The sequence below is a fragment of the Falsiroseomonas sp. CW058 genome (assembly GCF_050563535.1).
Lineage (GTDB): Bacteria > Pseudomonadota > Alphaproteobacteria > Acetobacterales > Acetobacteraceae > Falsiroseomonas.
On sequence record NZ_JBNXUO010000001.1, the window covers coordinates 198981 to 215674 of the forward strand.

A 16694-nucleotide genomic window follows, 5' to 3' on the forward strand; every position below is an offset into this window, starting at 1 on the left:
GGATCAGCGTCGCCGCGAGGAGCCCGGCCTCGGACGCGAATCGCGCGGCGGCCGCGTGGAGTCGCGGGCGCGGCCCCGGGTGCCGCGCGGGTCGCCCTGCATCAGCCGGAAGACCATGCCGCCGGTGCGCGGCGTGGCTTCCGCCAGCTGCACCTCGACCGGCTGGCCGAGGGTGAACCGCAAGCCCGTGCTGCGGCCGGACATCCCGTGCCCGGCCTCGTCCAACTGCCATCTGTCGTCCGGCAAGGACGCCATCGGAACGATCCCGCTGGCGCCGTTCTCCTCCACGGTGACGAAGAGCCCGAAGCGTGTCACCCCCGAAATCCGCGCGGCGAACATGCTTCCCACGCGATCCGCCATGTAGGCCGCGAGATAGCGGTCCACCGCGTCACGTTCCGCCGCCGCGGCGCGGCGTTCGGTCTGGGTGATGTGTTCCGCCGTGTCGGGGAAGCGCGCGGCCTCGATATCCGTCAGCGCCCCGGCGGAGGGGCCCTTGCCAAGGCCGAGCCCACGGATCAGCGCACGGTGCACCAGCAGGTCGGCGTAGCGGCGGATGGGGCTGGTGAAATGCGCGTAGCGCGCCAGCGCCAGGCCGAAATGGCCGAGGTTGTCGGGTGCGTAGGCGGCCTGGGACTGGCCGCGCAGCACCGCCTCGTTCACCAGGCGCTCCTCCGGCCGGCCCTTCACCTTCTCGAGGATGCCGCCGAAGTCGCGGGGATGGACCCGGTCGCGCGCCGGCAGCTTCAGGCCGAGCCCTTCGAGGAACTGCCGCAGCCCCTCCAGCTTCTCGTCGGACGGGCGGTCATGGACGCGGTACATGCAGGGCTGCGCCAGCCGCTCCAGTTCCTCGGCCGCGCAGACATTGGCGGCGACCATGAACTCCTCGATCAGCCGGTGGGAATCGAGCCGCGCGCGCGGCACCACGCCCTGCACCACTCCGTGCGGGTCGAGGAGAACGCGGCGTTCCGGCACGTCCAGTTCCAGCGTGCCACGGCGTTCGCGGGCGGCGAGCAGGGCGCGGAAGGCGCCGTACAGCGCGGCGACCTGGCCTTCTGGCACGCCGTCCGGTTCGCGGCCCTCGTCATGGGCGGCCTGCACGCCTTCGTAGGTCAGGCGCGCGAAGCTGCGCATGATGCCGCGCCCGAAGCGGTGCGCGGTCTTGGTGCCGGCCTTGTCGAAGCGCATCTCGACGAACAGGCAGCCGCGGTCCTCGGCGGGGCGCAGGCTGCACCAGCCATTGGACAGCGCCTCGGGCAGCATCGGCACGACGCGGTCGGGGAAGTAGACGCTGTTGCCGCGCGCCCAGGCCTCGCGGTCCAGCGCGCTGTCGGGCTTCACGTAATGCGCGACGTCGGCGATGGCGACGACGCAGCGCCAGCCATCCCCGTCCGCCTCCGCCCAGACCGCGTCGTCGAAGTCGCGCGCATCCTCGCCGTCGATGGTGACGAGCGGGAGGTCGCGCAGGTCCTCGCGGCCGCGTTTCGTCACACCCTTCGCGCGCTCCGCCTCCAGCACCGCCTCGGCGGGGAAGACGTCGGGGATGCCATGGGCATGGATGCAGACCAGCGAGACCGAGCGCGGCTCCCCCATCCTCCCCAGCACCTCGACGATGCGGGCGGGGCGGGCGCCCATCGGGCGGTGCTGCGGCAGGGGCTCGGCCAGCACGATGTCGCCCGCCCGCGCGCCGCCGGCCTCGCCCGCCTCCACGCGCCATTCGGCGCGCTGGCGCCGGTCGGTCGGGATGATGCGGCCTTCCTCGAAGACGCCGAGGATGCGGGCCGGCGCGCCTTCCCGCGGCAGGCGCTTGAAGGTGCGACCCTCGTATTTGTTGTCGCCCACCGGGCGCAGGCGCGCGAGCACGCGTTCCCCGGGCGCGAGCGCGGGCAGGCCGCGGCGTTCGGCGACCATGAAGATCACCGGCGGCGCGCCGGCCGCGCGGTCCCACTGCACGGGGCGCGCGATGGCGTCGCCGTCGCGGTCGGAGCCGATCATCTCCACCACCGTCATCTCCGGCAGGCGCCCGGGGGCGGCAAGCGCCTTGCGGCCGACCGGGGCGGCGTCGCCGCTTTCCTTCAGGTCCCGCAGCAGGTCCCGCAGCGCGGGACGCTGGTCGGTGGTCAGGCCGAAATGGCGCGCGATGTCGGCCTTGCCGACGCGGCCGGGCTGGTCGCGCAGGAAGGCGCGGACCTGCTCCCGCGTGGGGAGGGGGGGCGGGGCGTCGTCGGCCTCGCCGCCCTTCGCGCCGCGCGGACGGCGGCGGGGCGGCTTCGGTGCGGCGGGGCCGGCGGGGCGCTTGCGGGCCGCGTGGCCCTTCGGGGGTGGTCCTTGCCTATGGGCCATGATGTGCCGCGCCGCCTTCCTGCCCGGCCCCGCCGCAACGGCAGGGGCAGGCCGCCAACTTGCACCGACGTCCCCGGTTCCGGGACAGGGCCGGGCGCGGGTCCGGCCCCTCGCGCCCGCGCCTCACCTCAGGTCGCCTTCTTCGCGCCGGCCCGGGCAGGCGCCTTCCCGGCGGCGGGCTTCTTCGCCGCGGCGGGCTTCGCCGCTGCCTTCGGCTTCGGGGCCGCGGCCTTCCTTGCGGGGGCCTTCGCCTTCGTCTTCGTTTTCGGCGCCGCCTCCCCATCGGCCGCCGCTGCGCCCGCGGCCTTCTTCGGCGCCGCCTTCCTGCCCTTCGCACCCTTCGGGCCGCGTGGCGGCAGGTCCTTGCCCTTCTCGGCGAGCAGCTTCACCGCCTCCTCCAGGGTCACGCCCTCGAACTCCATGCTGCGCGGCAGGGAGGCGACGCGGCTGCCATGCAGCAGGAAGGGGCCGAACCGCCCGCGCCGCACCTCCACCGCGCCACCCGCAGGATGATCGCCGAGCGCACGCCCACGCGGCTTCACATCCGCGAGCAGCGCGACCGCGCGGTTGATGCCGACGCTCAGCACGTCGTCATCCGGGTCGAGCGACTTGAAGGTGCTGCCCATCTTCACATAGGGCCCGAAGCGGCCGATCGCGGCGGTGATCTCCTCCTTCGTCTCGGGATGGATGCCGACCACGCGGGGCAGCGAGAGCAGGCCGAGCGCGCGGTCCAGCGTCAGCCCCTCCGGCTCCATCCCCTTGGGCAGGCTGGCGCGGCGGGGCTTCACCTTCTTGCCCTTCGCGTCCTCCGTCTCCTCGCCGAGCTGGACGTAGAGCCCGTAGGGCCCGCGCTTCAGCACCACGCGCTGCCCGCTGGCCGGATCGACGCCGAGGTCGCGCTGGCCCTCGAAGCTGCCGGCCGCGCCTTCCGCTTCCGCGCCGGGGGCGACCAGCGGGCGGGTGTAGCGGCATTCCGGGTAGTTGTTGCAGCCGATGAAGGCCCCGGTCCGGCCGAGCCGCAGCCCGAGCCGTCCGCCCGAGCAGGCCGGGCAGGCGCGCGGGTCGGCCCCGTCCGTCCGCGCCGGGAAGAAATGCGGGCCGAGATCCTCGTCCAGCGCGTCGATCACGTCGCTGATCGTCAGGTCGGAGGTGGCCGAGATGGCCTTGTGGAAGTCGTCCCAGAAGGCCCGCATCACCGCCCGCCAGTCGGCGCGGCCGGCCGAGATGTCGTCGAGCTTCTCCTCGAGCCCGGCGGTGAAGTTCGTGTCCACGTAGCGTTCGAAGAAGGAGACGAGGAAGGCCGTCACCAGCCGCCCGCGATCCTCGGGGATGAAGCGCCGCTTCTCCAGCCGGACATAGTCGCGGTCCTGCAGCACCTGCAGGATCGACGCGTAGGTGGAGGGGCGGCCGATGCCGAGCTCCTCCAGCTTCTTCACCAGCGTCGCCTCGGAGAAGCGGGGCGGGGGCTGGGTGAAGTGCTGCGTCGCGGCGACGGGGCCGGTGCGCAGCGGGTCGCGTTCGCGCATCGGCGGCAGCGTCCGCTCGTCCTCGTCCTCGGCGGCGGCGGCCGAGGGGGCTGCGATGCCGGCGCGGGCATCGGCCGCGCGGTCGTCCTCATCCTCCCGGTACAGGCGGAGGAAGCCGTCGAAGGCGATGACGGAGCCGTTGGCGCGCAGCCGCGTGCGGCCGGTCGGCTCCACGATGTCCACCGTGGTCTGGTCCAGCTCCGCCGACTGCATCTGCGACGCGACGGCGCGCTTCCAGACGAGTTCGTAGAGCCGGCGCTGCCGGTCGTCGAGGAAGCGGGCCACCTGGTCCGGCGTGCGGGAGACGTCGGTGGGCCGGATCGCCTCATGCGCTTCCTGCGCGTTCTTCGCCTTGCTGGAATACTCGCGCGGGGCACCCGGCAGGTAGTCCGGGCCGAAGGCGTCCTTGACATGGTCGCGGATGGCGAAGATCGCCTCCCGCGCCATCTGCACGCCGTCGGTCCGCATGTAGGTGATGAGGCCGACCGATTCGCCGCCGATGTCGACGCCCTCGTAGAGCTGCTGCGCGACGCGCATCGCCGCCTGCGCGCCCATGCCGAGCTTGCGCGACGCCTCCATCTGGAGGGTGGAGGTGGTGAAGGGCGGCGGCGGGTTGCGCCGGCTCCGCCGCTTCTCGACCGAGGCGACGGAGAACTGCCCGGCTTCCACCGCCGCGCGGGCGCGCATCGCGCTCGCCTCGTCCGGCAGGTCGAACTGTTCGAGGCGCCGTCCCTCGTGATGCGTCAGCCGCGCGGTGAAGGGCGCGCCGGCCGGCGTCGCGAAGCGGGCCTCGACGGTCCAGTATTCGCGGGCGCGGAAGGCCTCGATCTCCGCCTCGCGCTCGCAGATCAGGCGCAGCGCGACGGACTGCACCCGCCCCGCGCTGCGGCTGCCGGGCAGCTTCCGCCACAGCACCGGCGACAGCGTGAAGCCCACCAGGTAGTCGAGCGCGCGGCGCGCGAGATAGGCGTCGATCAGCGGCACGTCGAGCTGCCGCGGCGCGGCCATGGCGCTCTGCACCGCGCGCTTGGTGATCTCGTTGAAGGTGATGCGGTGGACCTCGAGCCCCCGCAGCGCGCCGCGGCGGGCCAGCATGTCCTGGACGTGCCAGGAAATGGCCTCCCCCTCGCGGTCGGGGTCGGTGGCGAGGAACAGGCGGCGCGCGCCCTTCAGCGCCTTGGCGATGGCGCCGACCTGGCGCTCCCCGCGTTCATCCGCCTCCCAGTCCATCGCGAAGTCCTCCTCCGGCCGGACGGAGCCGTCCTTGGGGGGCAGGTCGCGGACATGGCCGAAGGACGCGAGCACGGTGAAGTCGCGGCCGAGATACTTGTTGATGGTCTTGGCCTTCGCGGGGCTTTCGACCACGACGACATCGGGCATCTTGGTGGGGTTCGCCTTGGTTCTTGCCGGGGGCCTCAATCAACGCGCGGATCGCATCGGGCGATCAGCGCGCGGACCGCGCAACACGGTTTCCCGGCAGGGGTTCCACCAGCCCGGAAAGCTCCAGGTCCAGCAGGATCGCCTGCACGGCTGGCGCGGAGAGGTGGCAGCGGCGGACAAGATCGTCAACGGCCACGGGTGTGGTGCCAATCATTTCAAGCAGTTGGGCATCTCCGCCGAGGGGTGTGGCAGCGTCGACCTCCGGCGTGGCGGGTTCGGGCGGGTCGATCCGGGGCTGGAAAAGCGGCAGCCCGCGCGGCGCGGGCGGCAGGTGGGCGATCACGTCCTCCGCCGTCTCGGTGATGTGGGCGCCCTGGCGGATCAGGTCGTTGCCGCCGCGCGCGCGGGGGTCGAGCGGGCTGCCGGGCACCGCATAGACCTCCCGCCCGGCCTCCAGCGCGAGGCGCGCGGTGATGAGGCTGCCAGATTTCTGCGCCGCCTCCACCACTACCACCCCGAGGCAGAGCCCCGCGACGATGCGGTTGCGGCGGGGGAAGTGGCGGGCCAGCGGCGCGGTGCCCAGGGGGGCCTCGGCCACCACCGCCCCGCCCTCGGCCGCGATCCGGGCCTGCAACGCCGCATTCTCCGGCGGGTAGGGCTGGTCGAGCCCGCCGGCCACCACCGCCACCGTCCGTCCATGCGCGCCGAGCGCGCCGAGATGCGCCGCCGCGTCGATCCCGCGCGCGAGGCCGGAGGTGACGGCGAGCCCACCGGTGGTCAGCCCCGCCGCCAGTTCCTCCGCGATGCGGCGTCCGCCGGCCGAGGCGGCGCGCCCGCCGACCACGCCGACCTGCCGGCGCAGCAGCACCGCGGCGTCGCCCAGGACGGCCACCAGGGGCGGGGGGTCCTCCGTCATGGCCAGCAGCGGCGGGTAGCCGGGGCCGTCGAGGTGGAGCAGCTGCGCGCCAATCCGGTGCAGCGCCTCCATCTCGCGCTCCGCCGCATCGGCGGGGCCGGCGAGGAGGGGGCGGCCGGATTGCGCGGCGATCCGCGGCAGGGCGGCGAGGGCGGCGACGCCCGATCCGTGGCGGGCGAGCAGGCGGCGGAAGGTGGCCGGCCCGATGCCCTCGCCCCGTGCCAGGCGCAGGCGGGCCAGCGACTCGGTAGGCGTCATGGGACGGGGGCGGCGGGGTGGGGCATCATGCGCGCAACGGAACACGGGTCGTCACGGCATGGCAACGGCAAACCGCAATCCCCGGTGGTGCGGCGCCGCCGTCATCCGCCAGGACGGTTGAGCCGTCGCTCAGCCCTTCCTGCCGCCCACCCGCGGCTCCGTCCCCGCCAGCAGCCGCGCGATGTTCGCCTTGTGCCGCCAGGCGATCAGCGCCGCGAGGCCGGCGGCGAGGAGCGCAAGCTTCATGTCCCCCGCCAGCAGCGCCGCCACCGGCGCCACTGCGCAGGCCGCGAGCGCGCTGGCCGAGGAGATGCGCGTCACCGCGAAGACACCCGCCCAGACCAGCAGCGCGACGAGACCGAGCCACCACTGCGCCGCCAGCATCACGCCCGCGCCGGTGGCCACGCCCTTGCCGCCCTTGAAGCCGAGCCAGACCGGGAAGGCATGGCCCGCCATCGCCGCCACCCCCGCGACCAGCGCCGCATCCTCCCCCCACAGCCAGCGGGCGAGGAGCAGCGCGACGAGGCCCTTCAGCGCGTCCAGCGCCAGGGTCGCCGCGGCCAGCCCCTTGTTGCCGGTCCGCAGCACGTTGGTCGCGCCGATATTGCCCGACCCGATGGACCGGATGTCGCCCAGCCCCGCCGCCCGGGTCAGGATCAGCCCGTAGGGCACCGAGCCCAGCAGGTAGCCGAGGATGGCGGCCAGGAGCAGGCTCATCCGAACACCCGCCGCCCTGCCTTCCAGGTGCCGGTCACGCGCCCTTCCAGCGCGCGCCCGTCGAAGGGCGTGTTCTGCGCCTTGCCGGGCAGGCGCCCGGCCTCCACCCGCCAGCCGCGTTCGGGGTGGAACAGCACGAGGTCCGCCGGCGCGCCCCTGCGCAGCGCGCCCGCCTCCAGCCCCAGCAGCCGCGCCGGCCGCGACGTCAGCAGGTCCAGCGCCTGCATCAGCGTGAGGTCGCCGCCATGGACCCGCGCCAGCGTCACCGCCAGCAGCGTGGCCAGCCCCGCGCCGCCCGGCTCGGCCTGGGCGAAGGGCAGGCGCTTGTCGTCGGCGTCGCGCGGCTGGTGGTCCGAGGCGACGGCGTCGATCGTGCCGTCCCGCAGCGCCGCCACAACCGCCAGGCGGTCCGCCTCGTCCCGCAGCGGGGGGGAGAGCTTGGCATAGGTGCGGTACTCGCCGATCGCCGTCTCGTTCAGGTCGAAATAGGGCGGCGCGGTGTCGCAGGTGACGGCAAGCCCTTCCTCCTTCGCGGCGCGGATCCGCTCCAGCGCCGCGGCGGTCGAGACATGGGCGAAGTGGACATGGCCGCGCGTCAGCCGGGCGAGCGCGATGTCGCGCTCCACCATCATCGCCTCGGCGGCGGGCGGGATGCCGGGCAGGCCCATCCGCGTCGCGCGCTCGCCTTCCGTCGCGGCGCCGCCGGAGGCCAGCGTCGGCTCCTCCGGGTGCTGCACGACGAAGCTGCCGAAGGCACGGGCGTAGGACAGGGCGAGCCGCATGGTGCGGGCATTGCCAATGGCCCGCCTGCCGTCGCTGAAGGCGACCGCGCCCGCTTCCCGCAGCAGCCCGTATTCCGAGATCTCCTTCCCAGCGCAGCCCGCCGTCGCCGCGCCATAGGGCAGGATGGTGACGCAGCCCGTCGCCTCGCCCTTGCGGATCAGGAAGGAGACCAGCGCCGGGTCGTCGATGGCCGGGTCGGTGTCGGGCAGGGCGCAAAGCGTGGTGATCCCCCCCGCGACGGCCGCCTGCGCGGCGGAGGCGATGGTCTCCCGGTGTTCCGCCCCGGGCTCGCCGAGCGCGGCGCGCAGGTCCACCAGGCCGGGGGCGAGGCAGGCGCCGCCGGCATCCACCACCGCCGCGCCCTCCGGCAGGCCGAGATTGGCGCCATGGTCCAGGATGGAACCGTCACGGACCAGCAGCGCGCCGGGCGCGTCGAGCCCGGTCGCGGGGTCCAGCAGGCGGGCATTGACGATGAGGGTCTGCATCACGCGTTGCGCCTCAGCCCGCGCGCCAGCACGTCCAGCACCGCCATCCGCACCGCCACCCCCATCTCCACCTGTTCGCCGATCACGCTGCGCACCGGGTCGTCCGCCACCGCGCTGTCGATCTCGACCCCGCGGTTCATGGGCCCCGGATGCATGACGATGGCGTCGGGCTTCGCGAAGGCCAGCTTCTCGGCATCCAGCCCGTAGAAGCGGAAGAACTCGCGCGCCGAGGGCACGAGGCCGCCGGTCATCCTTTCCTTCTGGAGGCGCAGCATCATCACCACGTCGGCCCCGGCCAGGCCGGTCTTCATCGAATGATGGACCTCGACGCCGAGCCGCGCGGCCTCTGCCGGGATCAGCGTCGGCGGGCCGACCACGCGCACCCGCGAATTCATCGCCAGCAGCAGGTGGATGTTGGACCGCGCGACGCGCGAATGCAGCACGTCGCCGCAGATGGCGACCGTCAGCCCCTCCAGCCCGCCCTTGCGGCGGCGGATGGTCAGGGCGTCCAGCAGCGCCTGGGTCGGGTGTTCATGCGTGCCGTCGCCGGCATTGATCACCGCCGCATCCACCTTCTGCGCCAGCAGCGCCGGCGCGCCGGACTGGCCGTGGCGCACCACCAGCAGGTCGGTCTGCATGGCGTTCAGCGTGGAAGCGGTGTCGAGCAGCGTCTCCCCCTTGTTCACGCTGCTGGTAGAGACCGACATGTTGACGATGTCGGCGCCGAGCCGCTTGCCCGCCAGCTCGAAGCTGGTCCGGGTGCGGGTGCTGTCCTCGAAGAACAGGTTGATGAGGGTGCGGCCCCGCAGCAGGTCGCGCTGCGTCTTCCCCTGACGGTTGAGCAGCGCGTAGCTCTCGGCAAGGTCGAGGAGGTCCGCGATGTAGGGCGGCTCCAGGCCCTCGATGGCCAGCAGGTGGCGGTGCGGGAAGGGGTGCATGGGGAAGGGGGGACTCGCGCGGCGTGGCGGGGGAAGCTAGCGGCGCGGCGGGCCCCGGCCAAGCACCCGCGTGCCCCTCAGGCGGCCCGGCCGGGCAGCGCGGGCGCATGGACCGGCGGGCGGGCGCGGGCCAGCCCGGTGGGGCAGAGGTCGAGCAGCACGCAGCGGCCGCAGGCGGGGCTCGTGAAGAAGCAGGTCTTCTGCCCGTGCAGCATCATCACCTCGTGGTGGTCGTAGACCGCCTGGGCGTCCCACTCCGCGGGCAGCATCGCCTCCAGCACGCGATGCGCCGGGCCGACCGCGAGCCGCGCGGGGATGAGGCCGAGCCGGGCAGCGACGCGGTGGTGGTGGCTGTCCACCGGCAGCGCGCGCCTCCGCAGGGTGGAGAAGGACAGGACGGCCGCGCCCGTCTTCGGGCCGACGCCGGGCAGCGCCTCGAGCCAGGCCCGCGCCTCGTCAACCGGCATCCCCGCCAGGTGGGAGAGGTCGAGCGCGCCGCGGCGTTCGGTGATGGCGCGCAGGGTCCGTTGCAGGGCCGGCGCCTTGGCTTCGGGCCAGGTGCAGGCCGCGATGGCGTCCTGCACCGCCGCCACCGGGGCGTCCCGCACGGCTTCCCAATCCGCGAAGCGGGCGCGCAGCGCGCGGAAGGCCCGCCCGCTGTCGGCGTTGCGCGTGCGGTGCGACAGCAGGGAGGAGACGAGTTCGTCGAGCGGCGCGAGATCGTGGAAATAGGCGATCGGGCAGCCGAAATGCCGGCAGAGCCGGGCATGGATCTCCAGCAGGCGGCCGCTGCTGTCGGGGGGGAGGGCGGCCATTGCGCGGCTCCGTGTCGGAGCGGGGGCAACGGCGCTGCGCGGCCCCGGTTCGCCGCGGGGCAGGCGGCGGGGGCCGCCCCCTTCCCCAGGCGGCGGGGAAGGGAGCGGGCCGGAAGCAGGTTCAGTCCGCCGCGAGCGCCATGCGCGTGCGGTTCAGCGCGGTCATCACGTGGTCCTCGGCCGCGTCGGCGACCTGTTCGGCCTGCGGGGGGGTGAAGATGTGGCCCGCCGACGGCATGACCCGGTAGTCGATGCGGATGCCCTTCTGGGTGTTCAGCTTCTCCACCAGCTTCCGCACGCTGCTCTCGGGCACCAGCTCGTCATCGGCGCCGTGCAGCATCAGGCCGTTGCAGGGGCAGGGGGCGAGGAAGCCGAAGTCGTAGTGGCTGGCCGGCGCGCTGACGCTGACGAAGCCGCCCATCTCCGGCCGGCGCATCAGCAGCTGCATGCCGACATAGGCGCCGAAGGAATAGCCAGCGACCCAGAGCGAGGAGGAGTTGGGGTTCACCGCCTGCAGGAAGTCCAGCGCCGCCGCGGCGTCCGAGATCTCGCCGATGCCGCCGTCGTAGCGGCCCTGGCTGCGCCCCACGCCGCGGAAGTTGAAGCGGAGAGTGGAGAAGCCCATCGCCTGGAAACGCTGGTACAGCGCATGCACGACGCGGTTGTTCATCGTGCCGCCATGCAGCGGATGCGGGTGCAGGATCAGCGCCACCGGCGCATTCGCCTGCTTGGCATGGTGGTAGCGGCCTTCGAGCCGGCCGTCGGGGCCGGCGAACATCACTTCAGGCATCGCTCGTCAGATCCAGTCTCGGTTGCGGCCGCGACGCCCGTGGCCGAAGCCCCGGTCGATCGTCGCGGTCCTGGCGGCGAGGGGCGCCTCGCCGCCGGTTGGGAAGCCACGCGCGCCATCCCCCTGCGCGTCCTGGGCACGTCCAGATCCACCCTACCAGGCCCATTGTTGACGGGGCAGGTCGGGAACAATAGCTTCAGGCTGGAGACACGCTCCCGCGGTCATCCGGCTCCGGTCTTGGCTCTGGTGGGTGCGGATGGCCCGCGCCCATGGGACACCCCGGGGCGGGCTCCCGAGCCCCTGGGCTGCCGCAATATAGGGTTCCGGCCGCTGGTTTCATATCGGATTCATGGCATGGCCCGTATGTTCGTGCGTCTGGACATGCGAGAACCGGAGCATCCTCCGGGAATGTTTCGCGCCTGCCCATCCCTGCCAGCCCTCCGCACAACCATGGGGGGAGGGGCGTGAGGCTCTCCACACGCGGGCGTTACGCGGTCATGGCGATGGTCGAACTCGCCGCCCGCGCCGATGCCGCCGACGGGGCCCGCGCCCAGGTGAGCCTGGCGGAGATCGCTCAGGCGCAGCACCTCTCGCTCGCCTATCTCGAACAGTTGTTCGGCCCGCTCCGCCGCGCCGGGCTCGTCGCCTCGACCCGCGGTCCCGGCGGCGGCTACCGCCTGGCGCGCGCCCCGCGTGAGATCTCGGTCTCCGACATCGTGGAGGCGGTGGACGAGCCGATCCACGCCACCCGCTGCGAGGAGGGTGGGCCGGGCTGCCTCGCCGGGCAGCGATGCCTGACGCATGACCTCTGGTCCGAGCTTGGCGAGCAGATCGCGCTGTTCCTGCGGGGCGTCACCCTGGCCGACGTGATCGGCGGGGAGGTCCTCGGCCGCGCCGCGCCGCCCCGCCCGCCGGGGGAGGCTGGGCGGTGATGCTGCCGCTCTACCTCGACGCCAACGCGACCGAGCCGCTGCACCCGGCGGCACGCGGGGCTGCGCTGGCGGCGATGGACCTGCCGGGCAACCCTTCCTCCGTCCATGCGGCGGGCCGGGCGGCGCGGCGGGTGCTGGAGACGGCGCGCGAGGCGATCGCGCGGCGATTCGGCGCGGCCCCGGCCGAGGTGGTGCTGACGGCGGGGGGGACGGAGGCGAATGCGCTGGCCGTCCGCGGCCTCGGCGCCGGGCGCCGGGTGCTGGCGGGCGCGACGGAACATCCGGCCGTCCTCGCCGCGGCGCCGGGGGCGGAACGCCTGCCGGTGCTGCCGGACGGGACGCTCGACCCCGGCGCGCTGGCGGCGGCGCTGGCGGCGGGCCCGCCGGCGCTGGTCTGCCTCATGGCCGCCAACAACGAGACCGGCGTGCTGCACCCGCTGGCGGAGGCCGCGGCGCTGTGCCGCGCCGCCGGCGCGCTGCTGCATGTGGACGGCGTGCAGGCGGCGGGGCGGGTGCCGCTGTCGCTGGCCGCGCTCGGCGCCGACAGCCTCGCCCTCTCGGGCCACAAGATGGGTGGGCCGAAGGGCGCGGGGGCGCTGCTGCTGCGCCCGGGCCTGGACCTGCCGCCGATGGTGGCCGGCGGCGGGCAGGAACGCGGCCGGCGCGGCGGGACGGAGCCGCTGCCCGCCATCGCCGGAATGGGCGCCGCGGCCGCGGAGGCGGATCCGGCCGGGGCGGCGCGGCTCGCCGCGCTGCGCGATGCGATCGAGGCAGCCTGCGTCGCGGGGGGCGCCACGGTCGCCGGCGCCGGTGCGCCGCGGCTGCCGAACACCACCTGCCTCGTGCTGCCCGGCGTGCCGGCGGAGACGCAGGTCATCGCGCTTGACCTCGCCGGGGTGCAGGTCTCGGCCGGGGCGGCCTGTTCCTCGGGCAGGGTGGGGCGGAGCCATGTGCTGGAGGCGATGGGCCTTGGCGAGCATGCGGGCTGCGCCATCCGCGTGTCGTTGCCGTGGAACGCGCCGGCGGATGCGGCGGGGCGCTTCGTCGCCGCGTGGTCGGCGATGCGGGCGCGGCTGGCGCGCCGCGCCGCCTGACCTTCAGGGCCGGGTGGTGGTCACCTGGCCGGTGGCGGGATCCCAGAAGGTCGTCACGCCGTCGTCGAAGACGAGCTTGCCGCCGTTCACGCTCTCCAGCGCCGCCTCGTCCAGCGGCTTCGGCGCGCCGGGCGGGGTGGCCTCGGCTGGCGGGGCGGGGGCGGGCTTCGGCATCGTCGCGGCTCCGGTTGGAATGTTTCGCCCCAGCTTAGGGGCGGGGCCGGGCGATGCAAGCCGGGGTTGCGGGCGGCGTGGGGCGCCGGGGCTATCGAAGCCGCGTCCGGCACGCCACATAGGCCGCGCCATGACGCGCCCGAACCGCCCCATCTACCTCGACAACCACGCGACCACGCCGGTCGATCCGCGCGTGCTCGCCGCCATGCGCCCCTGGTGGGAGGAGAACTTCGCCAATCCCGGCAGCGTCGAGCACGCGATGGGCCGCGCCGCGGAAGCGGCGGTGGAGGAGGCGCGCGCCCATGTGGCGGAACTGGTCGGCGCCGCGCCGAACGAGATCCTGTTCACCTCGGGCGCCACCGAATCCAACAACCTCGCCATCAAGGGCGCCGCCCGCTTCGCCACCGCGCAGGGCAGCACCCGCCGCCGCGTGGTGACGCTGGCGACCGAGCACAAATGCGTCCTCGAAAGCGTGCGCGACCTGGCGGCGGAGGGGTTCGAGCCGGTGCTGCTGCCGGTGGGGCGCGACGGCCTGCTCGACCCCGCGCGGCTCGAGGACGCGCTGGCCGCGGCGCCGGCGCTGCTGGTGTCCGTCATGGCGGTGAACAACGAGATCGGCGTGATCCAGGACCTCGCCGCGATCGGCGAGGCGGCGAAGCGCCACGGCGCGCTGTTCCACACCGATGCGGCGCAGGCGGCCGGGCGCATCCCGCTCGACGTGGAGGCGATCCGCGCCGACCTGCTGTCGCTGTCGGGCCACAAGGTCTATGGGCCGAAGGGCATCGGCGCGCTCTATCTGCGCCGCCGCCCGCGCGCGCGGCTCGCGCCCCTGTTCTCGGGCGGCGGGCAGGAGAGGGGGCTGCGGTCGGGCACGCTGGCCGCACCTCTGGCCGTGGGCTTCGGCGAGGCCTGCCGCATCGCCGCGGTCGAGGGCCTGCTCGATTCCGGCCGCATCGCCGGCCAGCGCGACCGCTTCCTCTCCGCGCTGCGGGCGGAGGTGCCGGGGGTGGAGGTGAACGGCGCGCCGGACCGCCGGGTGGGCGGCAACCTCTCCCTCGCCTTCCCCGGCGGCGTCACGGCGCAGGCCATCATGGCCGCGGCGCCGGAGGTCTGCGTCTCCACCGGGTCCGCCTGTTCCTCGGCCGAGGTCGAGCCGAGCCATGTGCTGCGGGCGATCGGGCTGGAGGAGGCGCGGGCACGCGCCACCTTGCGCATCGGCATCGGCCGCTTTACCTCCCCCGCCGACGTGGACCTGGCCGCCGCGGCGCTGGGCGCCGGCTGGCGCCGGGCCGTGTCGTCCATGGAGAGCGCCGGGGCATCATCCGCCGGCGCGGCGGAGTAGGGCCCGAGATGCCGAAGATGACCTTCATCGAGCGCAATGGCACGCGCAGGGAAGTGGACGCGCCGCTCGGCCTCTCCGTGCTGGAGATCGCGCACAAGCACGGCGTCGACATCGAGGGCGCCTGCGAGGGCTCGCTCGCCTGCTCGACCTGCCACGTCATCGTCGATGGCGGCTGGTACCCGAAGCTCGCCGAGGCGACGGAGGACGAGGAGGACATGCTCGACCTCGCCTTCGACCTGCAGGAGACCAGCCGGCTCGGCTGCCAGATCATCATGACCGATGCGCTGGACGGGCTGGTGGTGAAGCTGCCCTCCGCCACCCGCAACGCGCAGGGCTGATCCCCCTTCACTCCTCCCGCCACGGCGGGAGGGGGACGGGGCGGGGGTCGTCGCCAGGACCGACACGCAATGACCGACCCCAGCCCCTATGGCGCCGAAGGCGGGCTCTGGCGCCGCCTGCGGGCCGCCTGCGCCGCGGACTGGCAGGCCTATGCCTGGCACCCCTTCGTGCGGGGCCTTGCGGATGGCACGCTGCCGCCGTCCTGCTTCCGGCGCTACCTGGTGCAGGACTACCTGTTCCTCGTGCAGTTCGCCCGCGCCTTCGCGCTCGCCGCCTACAAGGCCGAGAGCCCCGCGGCCTTCCGCGCCAAGATCGAGGCGACCGGCGCGCTGCTGCACGAGACGACGATGCATCTCGCCTACTGCGCCGAGTGGGGCCTGGCCGAGGCCGCGGTCCTGGCCGAGCCCGAGGCGGCAGAGACCGTCGCCTACACCCGCTGGGTGCTGGACCGCGGCATCGCGGGAGACATCCTGGACCTGGAGGTGGCCCTCGCCCCCTGCACGGTGGGATATGGCGAGATCGCCCTGCTGATCGAGGCGAGCCCGGCGCGCCGGCGCGGCGGCAACCCGTACGAGCCCTGGATCGCGATGTATGCGGGCGCGGAATACCAGGCGCTGGCCCGCGCTTCGGCGGAGCGGCTCGATGCGCTGGGCGAAAGCCATGGCGGGGCGGCCCGTTTCGCCGCGCTCGCGGCGGACTTCGCCAAGGCGGCACGGCTGGAGGCGGCCTTCTGGCAGATGGGGCTCGACGCCGCATGAGGGTGCTGGTCGCCATGTCCGGCGGGGTCGATTCCTCCGTCGTCGCTGGCCTGCTGGCCGAACAGGGGCACGAGGTCGTCGGCGCGACCCTGCAGCTCTACGATCACGGTGCGGCGGTGCAGAAGAAGGGCGCCTGCTGCGCGGGGCAGGACATCCACGATGCCCGCCGCGTGGCCGACCGGCTCGGCATCCCGCATTACGTGCTGGACCGCGAGCAGCGCTTCCGCAGCGCGGTGATCGAGGACTTCGCCGCCGCCTATGCGCGCGGCGAGACGCCGATCCCCTGTATCCGCTGCAACCAGACCGTGAAGTTCCAGGACCTGGCGGAACTGGCCCGCGACCTCGGCTGCGAGGCGCTGGCGACCGGGCACTACGCACGGCGCATCGACGGGCCGGACGGGCCGGAGCTGCACCGCGCCGCCGACCCGGCGCGCGACCAGTCCTATTTCCTGGCGATGACCACCCCGGCGCAGCTCGCCCTCGCGCGGTTTCCCCTCGGCGGCTTCCCCGACAAGGCGGCGGTGCGGGCGGTTGCGGAGCGGCTCGGCCTGGCGGTCGCGCGCAAGCCGGACAGCCAGGACATCTGCTTCGTGCCGCAGGGCGGCTATGACGAGGTGGTGGCGAAGCTGCGGCCGGAGACGGCGGAGCCGGGCGAGATCGTGGACCTTTCGGGCCGCGTGGTCGGCACGCATCGCGGCATCGGGCGCTTCACGGTGGGGCAGGGCAGGGGCCTCGGCCTCGGCGGGCCGGGGGAACGGCGCTTCGTCGCGGGGATCGACGCGGCGCGGCGCCGCGTGGTCGTCGGCCCCCGCGCCGCCCTGCCGCGCGCCGAGGTGGTGGCGGGCGAGGTGAACTGGCTCCGCCCCGCCCCCGATGCCCCGATCCGCGTGCAGGTGAAGCTCCGCGGGCGGGAGGCGCCGCGGCCGGCGACGCTGACCTGGGACGCCGCGGCGGGGCTGGCGCATGTCGCGCTGGACGAGCCGAACATCGCCGCGCCCGGCCAGGCTTGCGTGGTCTATGACGGCGACCGCGTCCTGGCGGGCGGCTTCATCCGCCCGCCCGCCCTGGCCGTTGACAGCGCCGGTGCCGCGGCTTAATCCCCGCGCC

At 74.2% G+C, this 16694-nt stretch carries 15 protein-coding genes; 6 read left to right on the forward strand and 9 right to left on the reverse strand.

Annotation, left to right across the window (positions count from 1 at the left end):
* Positions 1 to 3: 3 nt before the first annotated feature.
* From rnr to ACK8OX_RS00985, 8 genes are all read right to left on the reverse strand, one after another.
* Complete coding sequence (gene rnr, locus ACK8OX_RS00950; RefSeq protein WP_430662034.1) at positions 4 to 2340, reverse strand: ribonuclease R; 2337 nt, start codon at positions 2338 to 2340, stop codon at positions 4 to 6.
* Positions 2341 to 2468: 128 nt separating this feature from the next.
* Entirely contained in the window at positions 2469 to 5246 is a 2778-nt protein-coding gene (gene topA / locus ACK8OX_RS00955; RefSeq protein WP_430662035.1) for a type I DNA topoisomerase, read from the reverse strand.
* Between the two features lie 64 nt (positions 5247 to 5310).
* Complete coding sequence (gene dprA / locus ACK8OX_RS00960) at positions 5311 to 6420, reverse strand: DNA-processing protein DprA (RefSeq protein WP_430662036.1); 1110 nt, start codon at positions 6418 to 6420, stop codon at positions 5311 to 5313.
* 129 nt (positions 6421 to 6549) lie between these two features.
* Positions 6550 to 7137, reverse strand: a complete 588-nt coding sequence (gene plsY / locus ACK8OX_RS00965) for a glycerol-3-phosphate 1-O-acyltransferase PlsY (protein ID WP_430662037.1) — start codon at positions 7135 to 7137, stop codon at positions 6550 to 6552.
* On the reverse strand, positions 7134 to 8405 hold the full coding sequence (locus ACK8OX_RS00970) for a dihydroorotase (protein ID WP_430662189.1): 1272 nt from the start codon (positions 8403 to 8405) through the stop codon (positions 7134 to 7136). Before ACK8OX_RS00970 ends, plsY begins: the two co-directional genes overlap by 4 nt.
* On the reverse strand, positions 8405 to 9343 hold the full coding sequence (locus ACK8OX_RS00975; RefSeq protein ID WP_430662038.1) for an aspartate carbamoyltransferase catalytic subunit: 939 nt from the start codon (positions 9341 to 9343) through the stop codon (positions 8405 to 8407). Before ACK8OX_RS00975 ends, ACK8OX_RS00970 begins: the two co-directional genes overlap by 1 nt.
* Positions 9344 to 9420: 77 nt before the next feature.
* Positions 9421 to 10158 carry an endonuclease III domain-containing protein gene (locus ACK8OX_RS00980; RefSeq protein WP_430662039.1) on the reverse strand — a complete coding sequence of 246 codons (738 nt, stop codon included), beginning with the start codon at positions 10156 to 10158 and terminating at the stop codon, positions 9421 to 9423.
* Between the two features lie 121 nt (positions 10159 to 10279).
* Positions 10280 to 10948, reverse strand: a complete 669-nt coding sequence (locus tag ACK8OX_RS00985) for an alpha/beta hydrolase (RefSeq protein ID WP_430662040.1) — start codon at positions 10946 to 10948, stop codon at positions 10280 to 10282.
* A 464-nt stretch (positions 10949 to 11412) separates the two neighbouring features.
* Between ACK8OX_RS00985 and ACK8OX_RS00990 the strand changes: the two genes are divergently transcribed.
* Together ACK8OX_RS00990 and ACK8OX_RS00995 are read left to right on the forward strand one after the other, a co-directional pair.
* Positions 11413 to 11880, forward strand: a complete 468-nt coding sequence (locus ACK8OX_RS00990; protein ID WP_430662041.1) for an Rrf2 family transcriptional regulator — start codon at positions 11413 to 11415, stop codon at positions 11878 to 11880.
* On the forward strand, positions 11880 to 12974 hold the full coding sequence (locus ACK8OX_RS00995) for a cysteine desulfurase family protein (protein WP_430662042.1): 1095 nt from the start codon (positions 11880 to 11882) through the stop codon (positions 12972 to 12974). The genes ACK8OX_RS00990 and ACK8OX_RS00995 overlap by 1 nt, the downstream gene beginning before the upstream one ends.
* Before the next feature lie 3 nt (positions 12975 to 12977).
* Here ACK8OX_RS00995 and ACK8OX_RS01000 read toward each other — a convergent pair whose 3' ends face one another.
* Positions 12978 to 13148, reverse strand: coding sequence for a hypothetical protein (locus tag ACK8OX_RS01000; protein WP_430662043.1), 171 nt, complete (start codon positions 13146 to 13148; stop codon positions 12978 to 12980).
* 130 nt (positions 13149 to 13278) lie between these two features.
* On the opposite strand from ACK8OX_RS01000, the gene ACK8OX_RS01005 reads away from it, so the two are divergent.
* The 4 genes from ACK8OX_RS01005 to mnmA all read left to right on the forward strand — a co-directional run bounded on the left by ACK8OX_RS01005 (position 13279) and on the right by mnmA (position 16684).
* On the forward strand, positions 13279 to 14490 hold the full coding sequence (locus ACK8OX_RS01005) for a cysteine desulfurase family protein (RefSeq protein WP_430662044.1): 1212 nt from the start codon (positions 13279 to 13281) through the stop codon (positions 14488 to 14490).
* Positions 14491 to 14498: 8 nt separating this feature from the next.
* Positions 14499 to 14828: a ferredoxin family 2Fe-2S iron-sulfur cluster binding protein gene (locus tag ACK8OX_RS01010; protein ID WP_430662045.1), complete on the forward strand. Its 330-nt coding sequence runs from the start codon at positions 14499 to 14501 to the stop codon at positions 14826 to 14828.
* A gap of 69 nt (positions 14829 to 14897) precedes the next feature.
* On the forward strand, positions 14898 to 15587 hold the full coding sequence (locus tag ACK8OX_RS01015) for a TenA family protein (protein WP_430662046.1): 690 nt from the start codon (positions 14898 to 14900) through the stop codon (positions 15585 to 15587).
* Entirely contained in the window at positions 15584 to 16684 is a 1101-nt protein-coding gene (gene mnmA / locus ACK8OX_RS01020) for a tRNA 2-thiouridine(34) synthase MnmA (protein WP_430662047.1), read from the forward strand. Before ACK8OX_RS01015 ends, mnmA begins: the two co-directional genes overlap by 4 nt.
* Positions 16685 to 16694 lie beyond the last annotated feature (10 nt).